The sequence below is a fragment of the Streptomyces zhaozhouensis genome (assembly GCF_900230195.1).
Lineage (GTDB): Bacteria > Actinomycetota > Actinomycetes > Streptomycetales > Streptomycetaceae > Streptomyces > Streptomyces zhaozhouensis.
In genome coordinates, this window is sequence record NZ_OCNE01000017.1 from 57,737 (window position 1) to 75,434 (window position 17,698).

At 74.6% G+C, this 17,698-nt stretch carries 13 protein-coding genes and 1 pseudogene; 4 read left to right on the forward strand and 10 right to left on the reverse strand.

The annotated features are described in order from the left end of the window. The first annotated feature begins 31 nt into the window (after window positions 1–31). Window positions 32–271, forward strand: a complete 240-nt coding sequence (locus CRP51_RS29695; protein WP_097232922.1) for a hypothetical protein — start codon at window positions 32–34, stop codon at window positions 269–271. Window positions 272–417: 146 nt separating this feature from the next. Beyond that, on the forward strand, window positions 418–828 hold the full coding sequence (locus CRP51_RS30250; protein WP_439333204.1) for a pyridoxamine 5'-phosphate oxidase family protein: 411 nt from the start codon (window positions 418–420) through the stop codon (window positions 826–828). Window positions 829–1,100: 272 nt separating this feature from the next. Here the strand turns inward: CRP51_RS30250 and CRP51_RS21410 are convergent. Further along, window positions 1,101–2,705: pseudogene (locus tag CRP51_RS21410) on the reverse strand (ComEC/Rec2 family competence protein); the annotation flags it as partial. 636 nt (window positions 2,706–3,341) lie between these two features. Here CRP51_RS21410 and CRP51_RS28930 point away from each other — a divergent pair. Then, window positions 3,342–3,536 carry a hypothetical protein gene (locus tag CRP51_RS28930; RefSeq protein ID WP_170970630.1) on the forward strand — a complete coding sequence of 65 codons (195 nt, stop codon included), beginning with the start codon at window positions 3,342–3,344 and terminating at the stop codon, window positions 3,534–3,536. Here the strand turns inward: CRP51_RS28930 and CRP51_RS21420 are convergent. The 9 genes from CRP51_RS21420 to CRP51_RS21460 all read right to left on the reverse strand — a co-directional run bounded on the left by CRP51_RS21420 (window position 3,526) and on the right by CRP51_RS21460 (window position 15,579). Continuing rightward, the gene (locus CRP51_RS21420; protein WP_245880727.1) at window positions 3,526–4,506 is read right to left on the reverse strand and encodes a ComEA family DNA-binding protein; all 981 of its coding nucleotides are present in this window, start codon (window positions 4,504–4,506) and stop codon (window positions 3,526–3,528) included. The two genes, CRP51_RS28930 and CRP51_RS21420, sit on opposite strands and share 11 nt — an antisense overlap. A gap of 477 nt (window positions 4,507–4,983) precedes the next feature. Next, entirely contained in the window at window positions 4,984–5,823 is an 840-nt protein-coding gene (locus CRP51_RS21425) for a DegV family protein (RefSeq protein WP_097232923.1), read from the reverse strand. Between the two features lie 90 nt (window positions 5,824–5,913). Next, a complete protein-coding gene (locus tag CRP51_RS21430) occupies window positions 5,914–6,627 on the reverse strand; it encodes a hypothetical protein (RefSeq protein ID WP_212615961.1) in 714 nt (237 codons plus the stop codon). 117 nt (window positions 6,628–6,744) lie between these two features. Further along, window positions 6,745–9,591, reverse strand: a complete 2,847-nt coding sequence (leuS, locus tag CRP51_RS21435) for a leucine--tRNA ligase (RefSeq protein ID WP_097232924.1) — start codon at window positions 9,589–9,591, stop codon at window positions 6,745–6,747. Window positions 9,592–9,848: 257 nt separating this feature from the next. Then, window positions 9,849–10,733: an SDR family NAD(P)-dependent oxidoreductase gene (locus CRP51_RS21440; RefSeq protein ID WP_097232925.1), complete on the reverse strand. Its 885-nt coding sequence runs from the start codon at window positions 10,731–10,733 to the stop codon at window positions 9,849–9,851. A gap of 86 nt (window positions 10,734–10,819) precedes the next feature. After that, on the reverse strand, window positions 10,820–13,099 hold the full coding sequence (locus CRP51_RS21445) for an MMPL family transporter (protein ID WP_097232926.1): 2,280 nt from the start codon (window positions 13,097–13,099) through the stop codon (window positions 10,820–10,822). A 57-nt stretch (window positions 13,100–13,156) separates the two neighbouring features. Then, window positions 13,157–13,618: a nuclear transport factor 2 family protein gene (locus CRP51_RS21450; protein ID WP_097232927.1), complete on the reverse strand. Its 462-nt coding sequence runs from the start codon at window positions 13,616–13,618 to the stop codon at window positions 13,157–13,159. A 74-nt stretch (window positions 13,619–13,692) separates the two neighbouring features. Beyond that, window positions 13,693–14,157, reverse strand: coding sequence for a nuclear transport factor 2 family protein (locus CRP51_RS21455; protein WP_097232928.1), 465 nt, complete (start codon window positions 14,155–14,157; stop codon window positions 13,693–13,695). A 51-nt stretch (window positions 14,158–14,208) separates the two neighbouring features. Beyond that, window positions 14,209–15,579 (reverse strand): NAD(P)/FAD-dependent oxidoreductase, encoded by a 1,371-nt coding sequence (locus CRP51_RS21460; RefSeq protein WP_212615963.1) that lies wholly within the window; start codon window positions 15,577–15,579, stop codon window positions 14,209–14,211. A 567-nt stretch (window positions 15,580–16,146) separates the two neighbouring features. Between CRP51_RS21460 and CRP51_RS21465 the strand changes: the two genes are divergently transcribed. Then, complete coding sequence (locus tag CRP51_RS21465) at window positions 16,147–17,673, forward strand: acyltransferase domain-containing protein (protein ID WP_097232929.1); 1,527 nt, start codon at window positions 16,147–16,149, stop codon at window positions 17,671–17,673. The last annotated feature ends 25 nt before the right edge of the window (window positions 17,674–17,698 follow it).

Below are 17,698 nucleotides of genomic sequence, written 5' to 3' on the forward strand. Positions count from 1 at the left end.
GCCGGTGCGCGGCGCGCGGGAGAATGGCGGGGTGACTGACGCGCGACTCATCCTGGTGCTGCCGGACCGCGAGGCCGCCGAGGAGGTGGCGGAGCGGGTGGCCGAGCTGCTGGAACTCCCGGAGGAGCCCGAGCCGCTGCGGGACGCGCTGGCCGGCGAGGACGACGCCGAGGACGCCCAGTGGCTGGTCGTCCTGGAGGGGCCGGTGGCCGACCCCGCGCCGCTGTCCGCCCTCGCCGAGGAGCACGAGGGCTGGCTGGAGCGGGAGTAGGACCCCCGGCCGACCCCGGGGCCCGTCGGCCTCGGCCCGCCGCCCGATCCGGCCGCCCCCGCGCGGGGGCTAGCCTCCGCCCCATGAGCGAGAACCCGAACACGCCCCGCACCGGCGCCCAGCGGCGGCGGGACCTCCAGACCCGGATGGAGCAGGAGCCGGACTGCTGGGTGGCGACGGCGGGCACGGAGGCGTCCGACGGGGGCGCGGCGCCGTGCATGGTGCCGCTCTCCTTCCTGTGGTGGGACGGGACCGTGCTGTGCAACACCCGGCGCACCAACCCGACCGCCCGCAACGTGGCGGCGAACGGGCGGGCGGTGATCAGCCTCGGCGACACCAGGGACGTGGTGTTGATGGAGACGACGGGCGAACTCCTGCCGGATGAGGCGCTGCCGCCGGCCGTGAGCGAGGCGTTCGTCACCAAGTCCGGCTGGGACCCGAGAGGGCGGGCGCCCTGGCGGTTTCTGCGCTTCCGCCCGCACCGGATCCGCGCCTGGCACGAGGAGCACGAGATCGAGGGCTGGGAACTGATGCGCGACGGCCGCTGGCTGGTCTGAGCCCGGCCGTCGCGGACCACCCCGCCGGGGCGGCCGGGGGCGGTCTCCACCACGGCCAGCGCGCCGTCGGTGTCGGTGCGCAGCACCAGGGCGCCGGCGTCGGTCAGGGCCGTGACCGTGTCGGGCGCCGGATGGCCGTAGGCGTTGTCCGCGCCGGCGGAGATCAGCGCCAGCCGGGGCCGCAGGGCCCGCAGCAGCGGCGGGTGCTGGTGGGCCGAGCCGTGGTGGGGGACCTTGAGCACGTCGACCGGGCCGAGGTCCGGATGGGCGGCCAACAGGCGGCGCTGACCGGACGGTTCGAGGTCTCCGGGGAGCAGCAGCGTCAGTCCGCCGGCGCGCAGCAGCAGGGTCACGCTGGCGTCGTTGTCTCCCAGCCCGGTCGCTTCCGCCGGCGGCCACAGCACCTGCCAGCTCAACTCGGGTCCCGCGCGGCGTCGTTCGCCCGGGACCGCGCGACGCAGCGGGACTCCGGCCTCGGCGGCGGAGCGCGCCACCCGGGCGGCCTCGACCGGGGACTCCCCCGCCGGCCCCGTCTGGATCGCCGCCACCTCCCGGCCGCGCAACACGCCCTCCAGGCCCGCCACATGATCGGTGTGGAAGTGGGTGAGCACCAGCAGCGGCACCCGGCGCACCCCGAGGCCGGTCAGGCAGCGGTCCACGGAGGCCGGATCCGGGCCGGCGTCCACCACCAGCGCCGTGTCCCGGCCCGCGGCCACCACCAGGGCGTCCCCCTGGCCGACATCGCACGCCACCAACCGCCAGGAGTCCGGCGGCCAGCCGGTGAGCACCCGGGTGAGGGGCGCGGGGCGCAGCACGGCCACCAGCAGCGCCAGGACGGCGAGCAGCGCCCACCGGCGCCGCCACGGTGAACGGCGGGCCAGCAGCACCACCAGCGCGGCGCTGACCGCGGCCAACAGCGCCGCGCCCCACCAGCCGGCCGGCCAGGCCAACTCGGGGCCGGGCAGCGCCGCGCCACCCCGCGCGACGGCCGCGATCCACCGGGCGGGCCAGCTCGCCAGCCAGGCCAACGCCTCCGCCCCCGCCGGCCACCACGGGGCCAGCACCAACAGCGCCCAGCCCAGCACCAGCACGGGTGCCACCGCCGGCTCGGCCAGCAGGTTGCACGGGACGGCGACCAGGCTGACCTGCCCCGCGAAGACGGTGACGACCGGGGCGCAGACCAGGTGCGCGGCCGCCGCCACCGCCAGGGCGTCGGCCAGCCGCACCGGAACGCCGCGCCCTCGCAGCGCCCTGCTCCAGCCGGGGGCGAGCAACAGCAGGGCGCCCGTCGCCAGCACGGAGAGCAGAAAGCCGAACGAGCGTGCCAGGGACGGGTCGTGGAGCACCAGCAGCAGCGAGGCCGCGGCCAAAGTCGGCAGCAGCGCGCGATGGCGACCGGTCACCACGGCCAGCAGCGCGATTCCGCCGCACAGCGCGGCCCTCAGCACGCTGGGCTCCGGTCGGCAGACGAGCAGGAAGCCCAGCAGCAACAGTCCGCCGCACAGCGCCGTGCCGCGCAGCGGCAGACCCAACCGGGCGGCCAGGCCGCCGCGTTCGCCCCGGGAGACGCTGCCGGGGGTGCCGATCAGCAGGGCGAAGAGCACCGCGAGGTGACCGCCGCTGACCACGATCAGGTGACTCAGCCCGGTCGCCACCACCGCCTCGTGCAACTCCTCGGGCACGCCGGAGCCGTCCCCGACGATCAGCGCGGGCAGCAGCGCCTCGGCGTCCGGGGGCAGCCCCTCGACCGCCTCGCGCAGCGCGGAACGCAGTGTCCCCGCGAATCGCTGGAGCGCCTCGGGCGCGTCGGTGACCCGGGGCGCGGACGCGCCGTCGGCGCGCAGCACCGCGCCCCACTCGCCGTCCCGGTGCGGCATCGGCTCGCCGACCCGGGCGCTCAGGCCCAACCGGGTGGAGGGCAGCAACTCCAGCCAGGGCTCCGGGTCCTCGGCCGCCACCACCAGCAGCACGGGCCCTGCCGAGGACCACTCCTCACCGGGGCCGGCCGTCAGCCGGCGCACCTCGGCGACGAGCAGGACCGGGCGCGTCGGCCGCTCCGGCCGGGCGGCGGCCAGGCGCGGGTCCTCGGTCAGCCGGACCTCGACGGCCACCTGCCGCCCGGTCAGCTCGGGCCAGGGGCCGGAGCTGACCGTCGCCACATGGCTGGTGGCGGCCACGGCGCCGGCCGCCGCGCAGAGCAACGCCAGGCTGAGCGCGGTCACCACCGGCCGTGGGCGGCGCCGCAGGGTAAGACCCAGCAGGGCGAGTCCGGCCAGGCAGCAGACGGCGGCGCCGAGGACGCCGGCCCGCGGGGGCAGATCCCAGGCGACGGCCGCCGCTCCCCAGGCCGCCACGGCGCCCGGCACCAGCCGCAGGTCCAACGGACCGCGCGCGGCGGGCGGCAGGGCGGACCGCCGGCCGCCCCGGGCGTCGGACGGACCCCCGGGCGGGGCCGCCGGCGGGTCGTCGACGACCGCGCGGAGAGGGCCGGAGGGCCGGGGGTGGTCGGGGCGGTGCGGGATGTCAGGGCGGTGCGGGAGGCCGGGGCGGTGCGGACGGTCGAGGGGATGGGGGCGGTCGGCGGAGTGGGGGTGGGGATGGGGGTGGTCGAGGCGGTGAAGGCGGTCGGCGGAGCGAGGGTGGTCGGGGTGGTGCGGGCGGTCAGTCGGAGGGAGGCGGTCGCGGGAAGGGAGGCCGTCAGAGGGTGACACGGTCGCGCAACTCCGCCAGCCGGCGCTCGCCGATGCCCGAGACCTCGCCCAGCTGGTCGACCGCGGTGAAGCCGCCCCGCTCCTGGCGGTGAGCCACGATCTCCCCGGCCAGCACCGGGCCGATGCCCGGGAGCGTCTCCAACTGCTGGGCGGTGGCCGAGTTGAGACTGACCGGGCCGGTAGGTGGGCCGCCGCCCGACCCGCCGCCCTCGGGTGTCGGCGCGGCGGCCGGGGCCGGCGTCTGTGCACCGACCAGCAACTGCTCACCGTCGATCAACAACCGTGCCTGGTTGAGCCCCTCGGCGTCGTCCGAGGCGACCGGACCGCCGGCGGCCTCCAGGGCGTCCGCGACCCGGGATCCGGTCGGCAGCCGGTAGAGCCCCGGCTCCCGCACCTCGCCCGCCACATCGACCACCACGACCGTCTCCGCGCCAGGCTCGCCGCCCGGATCGGCGGCGGTCTCCCCCGCGACGGAATCGTCCTCCGCCGCCCGCTCGGTCGCCAGCCCGGTCGTCGGCTCGTCGCCCGTGGTGGCCGGCTCGGTGACGGGGACGGCGCGCGCCCGCTCCGACCAGAAGTGATGGACGGCGAACCCGGAGGCGACGACCAGCACCAGCACCAGGGCGAGCCACGAGCGTGGTTCGAGGCCGCAGCGCCCCCGCAGCCAGGCCGGCATCCGCTCGGAGAGCGCCAGCCGTGCCCGCTGCCGCCAGGGCAGCGGGGCCGGCGAGGGCTCAGGCGACTCCGACAGCCCTCCGTGGGGGTCGTCGCTGTCGGGGGCACCGACGCGTTCCCCCGCCGCGCCCGGCGTGCCGGTGCCCGTGCCGTTGGCGGTGCCCGTGCCGGTGCCGTTGGCGGTGCCCGTGCCGGTGCCGTTGGCGTTGCCGTCGCCGTCGCCGTCGCCGACGATCTCGGTCAGACCGTCCGACGCCCCGAGCCCACCCGCCGTGCCCTCCCGTCGCCCCACGCCCACTCCGCCGGCCCATGGCCACGGCCGCGGCTCGGACGACGGGTCCAGTCGCGACCACGGCTCGGGCGGAGGGTCGAGACGGGCCGTCGTCGTCACCGGCGCCGGCGGCGCCTCCCGGCCGGTCGGGAAGAGATCCGCCGCGCGCCGCTCCACTCCGCCCGGCGGTGGCGCACCGGGCCGGCCGAGGCGCGGCCGACGCCGCACCGCGTGCCGTGGCCCGGCGCCACGCCCCGGCCCACGACCGCTCTCCCGCCCGTCGCCGGGCCCTCGGCGCCAGGCGCCCCTGTGGCGCCCCGGGCGCCCATCGAACTGCTGAGTCTCCATGGCCCAGGAAACTAGCCCGATTTCACACTCCGTGACCGAACAGGGGGAAATCTGTGGACAACCCGCCCCCTGTGGATAACCTCGTCACCCTCCGGAGTGAAACCGCGGAAACGGTGGCGCGGCGGGAACCGGCCCCGGCACCGCTCGCGTTCACCGAGGCGAGACCACCGCACCCAGCAGTCCGGGCCCCGTGTGGGCCCCCAACACCGCACCCACCTCGCTCACATGGAGGTCCACCAGCCCGGAGAGCCTTCCCCGCAGCCGCTCCGCGAGCTGACCCGCGCGTTCCTCAGCCGCCAGATGGTGCACCGCCACGTCGACCGGCCCCGCGCCCGCGTGCTCCACCGCCAGCTCCTCCAGGCGGGCGATGGCCCGGGAGGCGGTGCGCACCTTCTCCAACGGCTCGATGCGCCCGTCCGTCAGTTCGAGCAGCGGCTTGACCGCCAACGCCGAGCCCAGCAGCGCCTGAGCCGTGCCGATCCGGCCGCCCCTCCTGAGGTGTTCCAGGGTGTCGACATAGAACACCGCCCGGGTCGCCTCGGCCCGCTTCACGGCGGCGGCGACGGCCTCGTCCAGGGAACCGCCGGCGTCCACGACGTCGGCCGCGGCGAGGACACTGAAGCCGAGCGCCATGGCGATCATGCCGCTGTCCACCACCCGCACGGGCACCGGTGCCTCCCGTGCCGCCAGCACCGCGGCGTCGTGGGTGCCGGAGATCTCGGACGACAGATGAAGGGAGACGATGCCCGTGGCACCCCCCTCCGCCACACGCCGGTAGGTCTCGGAGAACTCGGCGGGGCTGGGGCGGGAGGTGGTCACCGGCTGCTTCTGCCCGAGCGCCTGCGCCAGCCGGCGGGCGGCGTGCTCCGTGCCGTCCTCCAGTGCCTCGTCGCCGAGCACCACGGTCAGCGGGACGACCCGCACCCCCCGTCGCTCGACCGTCGGTCGCGGCAGGTAGGCCGTGGAATCGGTGACGAGGGCGACGGGCATAGACCGGAGACTAGCGGAGCGGACCCCCCGGCTTCGCCTCGGACTCCCGGCGGCCGCCGCGCCGCCCCCGCCCTGCCGCAGCAGACAAACCTAGCCGCGCCGCTCCCCCTGCTCGTCACCCCGCGCGGCGCCGGGACGCTCCTCGCCCCCCGCGACACCCGAGCGCTCCTCGCCCGGCGCGAGACCGGAACGCTCCTCTGCCGGCGCGACGCCCGGAGGCTCCTCGCTCGGCGCCGGGACCCCGGCGCGCCGGCCCTCGGCCGGCGACCAGTGCCGCAGCGCCGTCGCCTCCAGCTCGATCTGCCGCTGGAGGGAGTCGAGGTCCGAGCCCTCGTCGTGCTGCGCGCGGTCCCTGGCCGCGTCCCGCAGGGACTCGGCCGAGGCGCGGATGCGCTCGGCCCGCTTCTTCAGCTCGGGGAGCCGGGCGCCGATCCTGGCGCGGTCCCGCTCGCCGCCGGCGACCAGCGCGTTCAGCTCGCCGTCCAGCCGTTCCGCGTGCCCGGAGAGCTGCTCGCAGAGCGCCAGCGCCTCTCTCAGCGACTCGTCCGAGGCGGAACCGGCCAGCAGCACGGACCTGGTGTTCTCCACGCTGGCGCGCAACTCCCTGCGCACCCGCGCCACTTCACCGACGGCGCCGGGCTGCGCCGCGCGCGCCGTCAGCGAGGCGTTGGCGGCACGCCGACGCAGCTCCTGGTTGGCCTGCCCCAGGCGCGCGCGCAGCTCGCGCACGACCCGTCGCACCACGACGACCGCCGCCGCGACGCTCATCGCGAACAGCACCAACAGGACGAGGACCCACTCCATGCCTCCAGAGTAGGCCCTCGCCCGGCGGAACCCTTCCGGTCAGCGGCGGTCGGATCCGGTCAGGCCCCGTCAGAGCCAGCCCGGGGAGCCGACCGGACTCCGCTCACGCCGGTCCGCTCACGCCGGAACGATGTTGACCAGCTTGGGTGCCCGCACGATCACCTTGCGGATCTCGGCGCCGCCCAGGGCAGCGACCACCGCCGGCTCCGCCAACGCCAGCCGCTCCAGTTCGGCCTCGCCGATCCCCGGCGCGACCTCCAGCCGCGCCCTGACCTTCCCGCGCACCTGGACCACGCACGTCACCGTCTGGTCCGCGACATACGCCGGGTTGGCCACCGGGAAGCGCGCGTGCGCCACGCTCGGCTCGTGTCCCAGCCGCCGCCACAGCTCCTCGGCGACGTGCGGCGCCAGCGGGGCGATCAGCAGCACCAGCGTCTCCGCCGTGCTCCTCGGCACCTCGCGCAGCTTGGTCACGTGGTTGTTCAGCGCCGTGATCTTCGCGATCGCCGTGTTGAAACGCAGCTGGTCCAGGTCCTGCCCGACGCCGTGGATCGTCTTGTGGGTGATCCGCAGCGTCTCGTCGTCCGGCTCCGCCTCGACGACGGAGACCTCGCCGGTCTCCTCGTCCAGCACGTTCCGCCAGATCCGTTGCAGCAGCCGGAACTGGCCGACCACCGCGCGGGTCTCCCACGGCCGGGAGACGTCCAGCGGCCCCATCGCCATCTCGTACAGCCGCAGCGTGTCGGCGCCGTAGGCGGTGAAGATCTCGTCCGGCGAGACCACGTTCTTCAGGGACTTGCCGATCTTCCCGATCTCCCTGCTGACCTGCTCGTCGCCGTGGAAGAAGGCGCCGTCGCGCTCCTCGACCTCGGCGGCCGGCACCGGGAAGCCCCGGGCGTCGCGGTAGACGTACGCCTGGATCATGCCCTGGTTGAACAGCTTGTGGTACGGCTCGGACGAGGAGACATACCCCAGGTCGAAGAGCACCTTCTGCCAGAAGCGCGCGTACAGCAGGTGCAGCACCGCGTGCTCGGAGCCGCCGATGTACAGGTCGACGCCGCCGGAGGCCACGCCCTCGCGGGGCGCCATCCAGTACGCGTCGATCTCCGGGTCGACCAGCTTGTCCCGGTTGCGCGGGTCCAGGTAGCGCAGGTGGTACCAGCACGAACCCGCCCAGTTGGGCATGGTGTTGGTCTCCCTGCGGTACCGCTTGGGGCCGTCGCCCAGGTCCAGGGTGACCTCGGTCCACTCGGCGTTCCGCGACAGCGGGGTCTCCGGCCGGGTGTCGGAGTCCTCCGGGTCGAAGGTGCGCGGCGAGTAGTCGTCGACCTCCGGCAGCTCCAGCGGCAGCATCGAGTCGGGCAGCGCGTGCGCCACCCCGTCCTCGTCGTAGACGATGGGGAACGGCTCGCCCCAGTACCGCTGCCGGCTGAACAGCCAGTCGCGCAGCCGGTAGGTGACGGTGCCCTCGCCCAGGCCGGTGGACTCCAGCCAGGCCGAGGTGCGGGCCTTGGCCTCGGGGACGCTCAGCTCGTTCAACGACAGCGAGTCGTTGGCCGAGTTGACCAGCGTCGCCTCGTAGGAGGTGAACGAGTCGTCCCAGGTGTCCGGGTCCGTGCCGCGCCCGTCCGTCGGTCGGACGACGCAGCGCATCGGCAGCCGGAAGGCGCGCGCGAACGCGAAGTCCCTGGAGTCGTGCGCCGGGACGGCCATGATCGCGCCGGTGCCGTAGCCGACCAGCACATAGTCGGCGACGAAGACGGGGACCCGCTCGTCGTTGGCCGGGTTGACGGCGTAGGCGCCGGTGAAGACGCCGGTCTTCTCCCGCGCGTCGGACTGCCGTTCCACGTCGGACTTGGCGCCGGCCTGCCGCCGGTAGGCGGCGACCGCCTCGGCCGGCGTCGCGTGCCCGCCGGTCCACTCCTCGCGGGTGCCCTCGGGCCAGGCCGCCGGCAGCACCTCGTCGACCAGCTCGTGTTCCGGGGCCAGCACCAGATAGGTGGCGCCGAAGACCGTGTCCTGGCGGGTGGTGAAGACAGTGACCGTGCGCCCCTTCTCCGCCTCCCCGATCCCGAACGCGATCCGCGCGCCCTCCGAGCGCCCGATCCAGTTGCGCTGCTGGATCTTGATGGCCTCCGGCCACTCCACCGTGTCCAGGCCGCTCAGCAGGCGCTCGGCATAGGCCGTGATGCGCATGTTCCACTGGCGCAGCTTGGACTTGAAGACCGGGAAGTTGCCGCGCTCGGAGCGGCCGTCGGCCGTGACCTCCTCGTTGGCCAGCACGGTGCCCAGGCCAGGACACCAGTTGACCGGGGCGTCGGAGGCGTAGGCCAGCCGGTACTCGCCCAGCAGCTCGGCGCGTTCGACGGCGGACAGCTCACTCCAGGGGCGCCCGTCGGGCGTCTTGCGCTCCCCCGAGGCGAACGCGGCGATCAGCTCGTCGATCGGCCGGGCGCGCCCCTCCTCGGTGTCGTACCAGGAGTCGAAGATCCGGGAGAAGATCCACTGCGTCCAGCGGTAGTACTCCGGGTCGATCGTGGCGAACGAGCGCCGCTCGTCGTAGCCCAGGCCCAGGCGCCGCACCTGGCGGCGGTAGGTCTCGATGTTGGCCTCGGTGGAGACCCGCGGATGGGTGCCCGTCTGCACGGCGTACTGCTCGGCGGGCAGCCCGAAAGCGTCGTAACCCAGCGCGTGCAGTACGTTGTGGCCGGTCATCCGCTGGTAGCGGGCGTAGACGTCCGTCGCGATGTACCCCAACGGGTGGCCGACGTGCAGCCCCGCGCCCGAGGGGTAGGGGAACATGTCCATCACGAACTTCTTCGGCCGGGCGGCCAGCTCGGCGTCGTCCGCCAGGTCTCCGGTGGGGTTGGGCGCCTCGAAGGTGCCGTGCTCCGCCCAGTAGTCCTGCCAGCGGGCCTCGATCTCGGTCGCCAGCGCCGCGTCGTACCTGTGTGTCTCGCTCATCGTCCTCGAAGTCCCCAAAAAGCGTCGTCGATCCTGCTGGCCCGGCGGCGCCGGCCGACGAACCGGCCGCGCCCGCCCACGAAAAAGCCCCTCGCACAGGAGGGGCTGGCCGCGCCGGCGTCGTCTCTACGTCGCTCAGCGCGGCCGGAGAAGAAGGAGGCGTACGGCACGCATGGCAGACAGGGTAGCGCACCGGGCTCCCTCCGGCGGATCCTCACCGGCCGGCCCCCCGAGGGACCGAAACGCCGTGGACCGGCTCAGGGCACCGGGAACTGGCGCCTGACGAACGCGTCGAACGCCCGGTCCGGCAGCACCCGGCGCAGCTGGATCGTGGTGCGCGCCAGCAGCCCGACGCGGTAACGGGCGCGGGGGCGGCGCGCGTCCGCCGCCCGGACGACGGCGCGCGCCACGTCCTCCGGCTCCACCACGAACGCACCAGCCAGCGAACGCCCCTCGCCCCGGAAGATCCGCTCGTAGTAGGCGGCGCCGCGCCGGCGGAACTCCCCATACGGGTCGCCCTCCGGCACCGTGCCCTCCGCCTCGTCGCGGAACCCCGCGACGAACCGTTCGCCGAAGCGGGTGCGCACCGGTCCCGGTTCGATCAGCGCGACCCGCACGCCGAACGGCGCGACCTCCAGCCGCAGCGCGTCGCTGAACGCCTCCAGGGCGTGCTTGGAGGCGTGGTAGTAGGCGCCGCCCGGCACCGCGTAGCGACCGAAGATCGACGAGATGTTGACGACGGTGCCCCGCCCCCGGGCCCGCATCGCCGGCAGCGTCAGCTGGGTGAGCCGGGCCGCGCCGAAGACGTTGGTCTCGAACTGCTCGCGCACGGCGTCGAGCGACGCCTCCTCGGCCGGGCCGGTGAGCCCGTAGCCCGCGCAGTTCACGAGGGTGGTCACCGCGCCGTGCGCGGACTCGACCTCGTCGACGGCCGCGGCCATCGACGACTCGTCCGTGACGTCGAGGGCGAGCGGTCGTGGGCCCTTCTCGGCGAGCGCGGCCAGCGTCCCGGGGCGGCGGGCCGTGGCGTACACGCGGTGTCCGGCGCGGTGCAGGGCGAGGGCGGTCGCCCGGCCGATGCCGGAGGAGCAGCCGGTGACGAGCGCGGCGCCCCGGCCGGTCGGCGCGGGTTCGGGCGGCATGGGTTTCCCCTCTCGGGTGGCGCGGTGCGGCGCGATGCGGCGCGGTGTGGGCGGGTCGAGTGGCGGGGGCGGCGGGACTCCGCGGTTCAGGGCGCGCGTTCCGACCGTACCGGCGGCGGGGGCGGCACGGGGTGCGGCGGGGCGGCCGGGCCGGGCCCTCCGTCCCCGGCCCGGCCTGCCTCCGCCAGCCCGATCCTGGCGTGCAGCCGGCGCAGCGGCCCGGGTGCCCACCAGTTGGCGCGGCCGGCGACGCGCATGAACGCGGGCACCAGCACGCCCCTGATCAGCGTGGCGTCCACGAGCACGGCGAGGGCGAGGCCCAGGCCGAGCAGCTTCACATAGGTGATGCCGGAGGAGAGGAAGGCGACGAAGACGACGGCCACCAGCGCCGCCGCCGCGGTCACCAACCGGCCTGTGCGTTCCAGGCCGACGGCCACGGCCCGGGTGTTGTCGCCGTCGCGGTCGTACTCCTCCTTGATCCGGGAGAGCAGGAAGACCTCGTAGTCCATCGACAGGCCGAACGCGATGCACAGCACCAGCACCGGCACGGGCGCGACGATGCCACCGGTGAGGATGAAGTCGCCGACGAGCCAGCTCAGATGGCCCTCCTGGAAGACCCAGACCATCGCGCCAAACGTGGCGGTGAGGCTGAGCGCGTTGAGCACGAGGGCCTTCAGCGGCAGCAGCAGTCCGCCGGTGAAGAGGAAGAGCAGGACGAAGGTGGCGGCGGCGACCAGCCCGAGGGCCAGCGGCAGCGCGTCTCCCAGCGCGTCCATGGTGTCGCGGAACTCGGCGGCGGGGCCGGTGACGTCGACGGGGAACGCGGCCTCGGTGGCCCGGACGGCGGCGACCATCTCGCGCGCCTCGTCGGTGAACGGACCGACCTCCGGCACCACGTGCACGAGGCTCGCCGAGCCGTCGTCGGCGACGTGGCGGGCCCCGGCGTCCGCCGGTTCGGCGATCCGGGAACCGTCGACGTAGGAGCCGGTGAGCGCGTCGACGCGGCTGACGTGCGGGGCCGTCGAGAGCCTGGCGGCGTAGTCGGCCAGTGCCTCGGGGTCGGCGTCGGGGCCGGTCGTCGGCTGGTGGGCGACGGCGCTGAGGCTCTCCGCCTCGCGGGTGGGGAAGTCCTGCCGGACGGCCTCGGAGACCTGGTGCGCCTCGGCGGACTCGGGCAGCACCCGGTCGTCGGCCTGGGAGAACTCGATGCGCAGGAACGGCGAACCGAGCAGGAGCAGCAGCGCGATCACGCCGGTGGCCAGCGGGATCGGGCGCCGCATCACCAGGGTGGCGAGCCGGTGCCAGAAGCCGGGCCCGGCGGCGGCCACCGGTGCGCGTCGCCGGAGCACGGGCAGCGCGTCGATCCGGTGGCCGACGAGGGCCAGCAGCGCGGGGAGCACCACCAGCGCCGCGGCGGCGGCGAAGAGGGTGACGGCCATGCCCGCGTAGGCGAACGAACGCAGGAAGTAGAGCGGGAAGACCAGCAGGCCGGCCAGGGAGAGCATCACGGTGAGCGCCGAGAACGCGACCGTGCGGCCGGCGGTGGCGAGTGCCGCGCCGAGCGCGTCCGGGACGGGCAGGCCGCGCGCCAACTCCTCCCGGTAGCGGCTGACCACGAAGAGGCTGTAGTCGATGGAGAGCCCGAGCCCGAGGCCGATGGTGACGTTCATCGCCAGGAAGGAGACGTCCGTGACCAGGGTGAGCAGGTAGAGGATGAGCGTCGTGCCGGGCACGGCGACGGCGGCGATGGCCAGGGGCAGTGCGGCGGCGACCAGGCCGCGGAAGACCAGCACCAGGATCACCATCACCACCGGGGCGATGATCAACTCGGCGCGCAGCAGGTCGCGTTGGGTCTGCTCGTTGGTCTCGACCGCGACCTGGGCCTCGCCGCCGACCCGCACGCGCAGACCGTCCCGGTCGCCCTCGTACCTGTCGGCGAGGGCGCCGACGCGTTCCTGGGCGCGGGTCTCGTCGCCGTCGATCCGGGCGAGGACCAGCGCCTCGGTTCCGTCGTCGGAACGGAGGGCGGCGGCGCGGTCGAGGCTCCAGTAGGACTCGGCGTAGGCCAGGTGCTCCTCGTCGGCCAGGGCCTCGGTCAGCGCCGTGCCGGCGGCGACCGCCTCCGGCCGGTCGACGCCCGCCTCGGTCTCGACCAGCAGCACCAGGTTGGCCTCGCCGGTCGCGAAGCGCTCCCCGATGACGGCGGAGGCGCGGGCGGACGCGGAGTCCGAGTCGGTGTAGCCGCCTGCGCCCAGCCGGTCGGCGACGCCGCCGCCCAACGCCCCGGCGAGCGCGGTGAACAGCAGCGCGGCGAGCAGTACCCACTTCTTGCGGCGGGCCATCAGCCGGCCCCAGGTGCTCAACATGTCTTCCCCCGTGTCGCGATGCCGGTGTGATGCTGTCGGTGGTGCCCGTCGGACGGTTCAGGAGGTCAGCGGCCGTTCGGTGGCCTCCGGGTAGCCGAGAGCGGCGGCGTGCGCGCACGCCCTGGCGACCACGGACCGGTCCCACGCCTGGTGCACGGTGGCTATCCGTCCCCACCGCAGGGTGAGGGTGTGGGTGCCGGTGTTCTCGAAGACGGTCCCGTCGTGCGCGGTGACCGGGTCGGTCCAGTGCACGACGACCGTGGCGCGCAGCGGCGAGCCGGTGACCTCGACGCGGTGGGCGCGCGGCCGGATCGAGGCGGTGAGCCGGAACATCCGGCCGAACCAGGCCCCGTAGGAGCGGCGTCCGACGCGGGCGCCGCCGAGGCAGCTGTCGCCGTCGGCGCTGTTGCGCACGTCGCCCGCGCACATGGCGAGCACCAGCCAGCAGCGCCCACGCGAGACGTGCCGGTAGAGCAGCGGCACGGTGACGCGGCGGACGAAGGAGTGGAAAAGGAACACGGGTCGCCCCCTCGGACGGATGGTGTGGGCCGTCTTGTCCGCCCCCGCCGCCCCGGGCCGCCCGGTGGTCGGGGCTACGCGGCGTCGCGGTCGGTGATCGGTGCGGCGTGGGCCTCCTCGGTGCCGCTGGCGGCGACCACGTCCAGCGCCCGCTGGAGGCGTTGCAGGTCCTCCAGGGTGCTGACCTCGGTGATCCGCCCCCAGCGCATCCGCAGGAACTGGTGGACGTCGTTGCGGTAGGTGGTGCCGTCCGGCAGCGGCGCGGTGATCACCGCGTGCAGCGCCACCGTGGTGCGCCAGGGCCAGCCGGCGACCAGCACCTGGCGCACGTCGAACGTGCCGCCGGGGATGAGGCGGAAGACGCGTTCCCACCACAGCCGCATCGCCGGCAGCGTGGTGCGGGTGCCGCCCAGGGCGTGCTCGCCGTGGAAGTGGTAGCGGAAGTCGGGGGCCAGCGAGTCCAGCACGGGCTGGTAGTCGCCCTCGTTGATCCGGCGGAAGGTGGCGCGGACCTTGGCGGCCACGATGGTGTGGTACACGGGGGTTTCCTTCGCTCGGGGTCGGGAGCGGGGCCCGTGCCCGGGTGGCGCTCACGACGGTCGGGGGGAGGACGGGGTCGAGGACAGATAGGAACCGAGCGGCCCCAGGCGTCCGTTGACCAGCCGTTGGCCGAGTCCTCTGGCCAGACGGGTGCGCCCGGCGGGGCCGCCGACCAGGGCGCGCAGCGCGCGCAGTCGCCAGTGTGTCAGCCCGCCGCCCGCCGGGCCGGTCAACAGGCGCGCCATCGACTCGATCGAGAAGAACTCCTGTGGCGACGTGGTCTGCGCGAACAGCCCGGACAGGCCCCTGGCGTGCGGTTCGCTGCGGGTGGCGGCGTCCAGCAGTTCGAGCACGTCGGGCGGGTAGTCGTCGAGGGTCGCGAAGTCGCAGGTGTACTCGTAGTACGGACGGCTGGCGGCGTCGCGGCGGCGCTGGTAGTCGGCGAGGGCCTCGGCCATCGGTCGGACGCCCGCGAGCCCGTCGTGGAGTGCGTCGGCGAGGAGTTCGGCGGCGCGGGTGGCCTCGGTGATGCCGGAGGCGGTGCAGGGGTCGCGGCTGTAGCCGGCGTCGCCGACGAGTGCCCAGCCGGGGCCGTGCGCGGTGCGGAAGAAGTTGGGCACCGACCCGCTCATCCAGCGTTCGGCGCGTTCGGCGTGGCGCAGCCGTTCGGCGAAGGCGGGGGCGATCTCCTGAAGGGCGGGCAGGAAGACGTCGTCGGCGCCGCCCGGCAGCCGTTTGAAGTCGGCACTGCGCCAGGCCATGCCGACGAGCACCAGGTCGTCGTTGGTGGGCCAGGCGAACGCGTAGCGGTGGCGGGCGCGGAAAGTGGGCACGTCCTTGACGGCGAGCCCGCCGAAGTAGCTCCAGTAGCTGGTCAGCAGGGGCGGGCGGGCGAGGTAGGAGGTGGCGCCGACGAGTCGCGCGACGCGGGAGCGGGTGCCGTCGGCACCGACCACGACACGGGCGCGTTCCTCCACGACCGAGCCCTCCCGGCCGCGTCCCCGGACGCCGACGACCGTCCCGTCCGGATCGGTGAGCAGCTCCTGGACGGAGACGCCCTCCCGCAGCTCGGCGCCGGCGGCGACGGCGGCGCGCACCAGGATGTCGTCGAGCACCCGGCGGCGCGGGGCGTAGGCGACGGTGACGCCGCCGGCCGGCGGCAGCGGCGCCATCAGGTCGACCGGGCCGCACTCCAACCCGTACTCGTGGATCGGCGGGCAGCCGGAGGCGCGCAACTCGTCGAGCAGGCCCCAGCGTTCGAGCCGCATGATGGCCGGCGGGTGCACCAGGTGGGTGGAGACCGGGCTGTCGCTGGGGAAGCTCGCCCGGTCCAGCAGCAGCACCCTGTGGCCCTGCCGGGCGAGCAGCATCGCCGTCGGCGATCCGGCGCAGCGCGCGCCCACCACGATCACGTCATACATCGCGCCTCTTCCCCCGATTCCCCCGCGCGGATTCCCGCTCCGCCGGGGAGTGATTTCGCAGCGAGGCTACTCAAGGGGGAACTCCCGACTCGACGGAACTGACCACTTGCTGTCATCGGGTTCCACGGAGAGCGGCATTCCGCATTTCCTATGTTGAATGCGAACTTCTACTTATGACAGAACCGCGACATAGGAAACCCACCGCTCACCCGGAGGTCGATCGACCGACCCCCTACACGACAGTATGTGAGCACATACACGCGGAGCGCTACGAAAAGTGCTGAACTCCGGCCTCGGAGGGGACTGACAGGGAGTTGCCACGGCGATTGACAGCCTTCGGCGCGGCCCCGGACGATGCTGACGATTCTTCGGTGAAACGCGGCACGGGGGTGTGCCGATCCCGGCGTCCGTCGCCGGCACCGCGCGCCTGTCCGTTCGCCACGTCGCCGCGCGGGGCGTTTCCCGGAAACGGAGAAAGTCCTTCCGCGCGACGTTTTCGAATGGCTTCCGCATTTCACCGTCGTGTACCGGCCGCCGTGAGGCGGCCTCGAAGACCATGGGGGTTTCATGTCTGTCGCACACACCACTCTGCTGTTCCCGGGTCAGGGCGCCTGGGCGCCCGGGCTGCTCGCGCGGCTGGCGGACCGCTCGGCCGTCGTCGACGAGGTCGTGGGGGCCGTCGCGCCGGTCGCGAAGGAGGAGTTGGGGGTCGACCTCACGGCGCTGTCGACGGACCGGACCTCCGATGTCCAGACGCTGCTGGAGACCTCGCCCGAGCTGCTCCAGGTCGCGATCTTCACCGCCTCGGTCGCCTCCGCGCGGGCGCTGCGCGAGGACGGGGTGGTGGCGCGTCTGCACATCGGCCACAGCTTCGGTGAGATAGCCGCGCTCACCGCGGCCGGCGTCTGCTCGGTCGAGGACGGCGCGCGGATCGTGGCCCGCCGCGTGCGGGCGCTCGACGCCCTGGCGGGTGCCGAGGGCGTGATGCTGGCGGTGCGCACCAGCCGGGAGCGCGCCGAGGGCCTGCTGGCCTTCCTCGACGACGCGTCGGTGACGATGGCCGGGGTCAACGCCGAACGGCAGGTGGTGCTCTCGGGCGGGACCGAGTCGATGCTGCTGGCACGCGAGGTGCTGCGGCAGGCGGACGTTCCCGCGGTTCGGCTCGACTCGCCGCACCCCTTCCACAGCCCGCTGCTGCGAGGCGCCGCGGAGGAGTTCGCCGCCGCCCTGGGTGACATCGCGTGGCACACGCCCGAGGTGCCGGTCCACTCCCCGATCCTGGGGCGGCGCTACGCCGAGGGCGACGACTTCGCGGCGCTGCTGGCGAGCCACCTGGTGACTCCGTTCGACTTCCCCGAGGCGCTGCGGACGGCGCGCGCGGAGGGCACCGAGCTGTTCGTCGAGTGCGGCGGCCGACAGGTGCTGACCGACCTGGTCGGCCGGGTGCTGGAAGAGGAGTCCGGGTGGACGGCGGTGGCCGTGGACGAGAGCGGGCGGCGCGGTACCTCGCTCGACGATGTCGCGCGGCTGGCCGACGGCGGCGAAGCGCGGCTGCGGGCCGCGGTCCGGCACCTGTTGGGCGACGACGCGACCGAGTTCGACCGGTTCTGGCGGGAGGAGGGGATCGCCGCGCTGCGCGCGATCCGGCGGTCCTACGACCGGTTCACCGGCCGGGAGTCCGTGCCGGAGGCGCCCGCCGCGCCGGGCGAGGAGCCGGCGGCGCCCGCCGTGAGGCCCGCGCCGCCCGTCGAGGAGCCGGCCGCGGCGGCGGAGCCCGCCCCGGTGCGGGCCGTCCCCGCGCCGGCCCCCGCGCCCGCGCGGGCGTTGGACCGGGCCACCGTCCTGGCCGAGCTGGCCGAGCTGTACGGGGCCGCGTTGGAGTACCCGACCGAGGTGTTCACCGAGGACGTGATGTTGGAGGCCGACCTCGGCGTGGACTCGGTCAAGCAGACCGACCTCCTGGGCCGTGTCGCCAAGCAGTACCAACTGCCGCCGCAGCCCGAGGAGTTCAACATCTCGGACTACGCCACCTTCGGCCGCGTCGCCGACATGGTGCTGCACGCCGAGCCCGAAGCGACGGCCGCGGCCGCCTGAGCCGGCGGCCCGACGACTCCCCGAG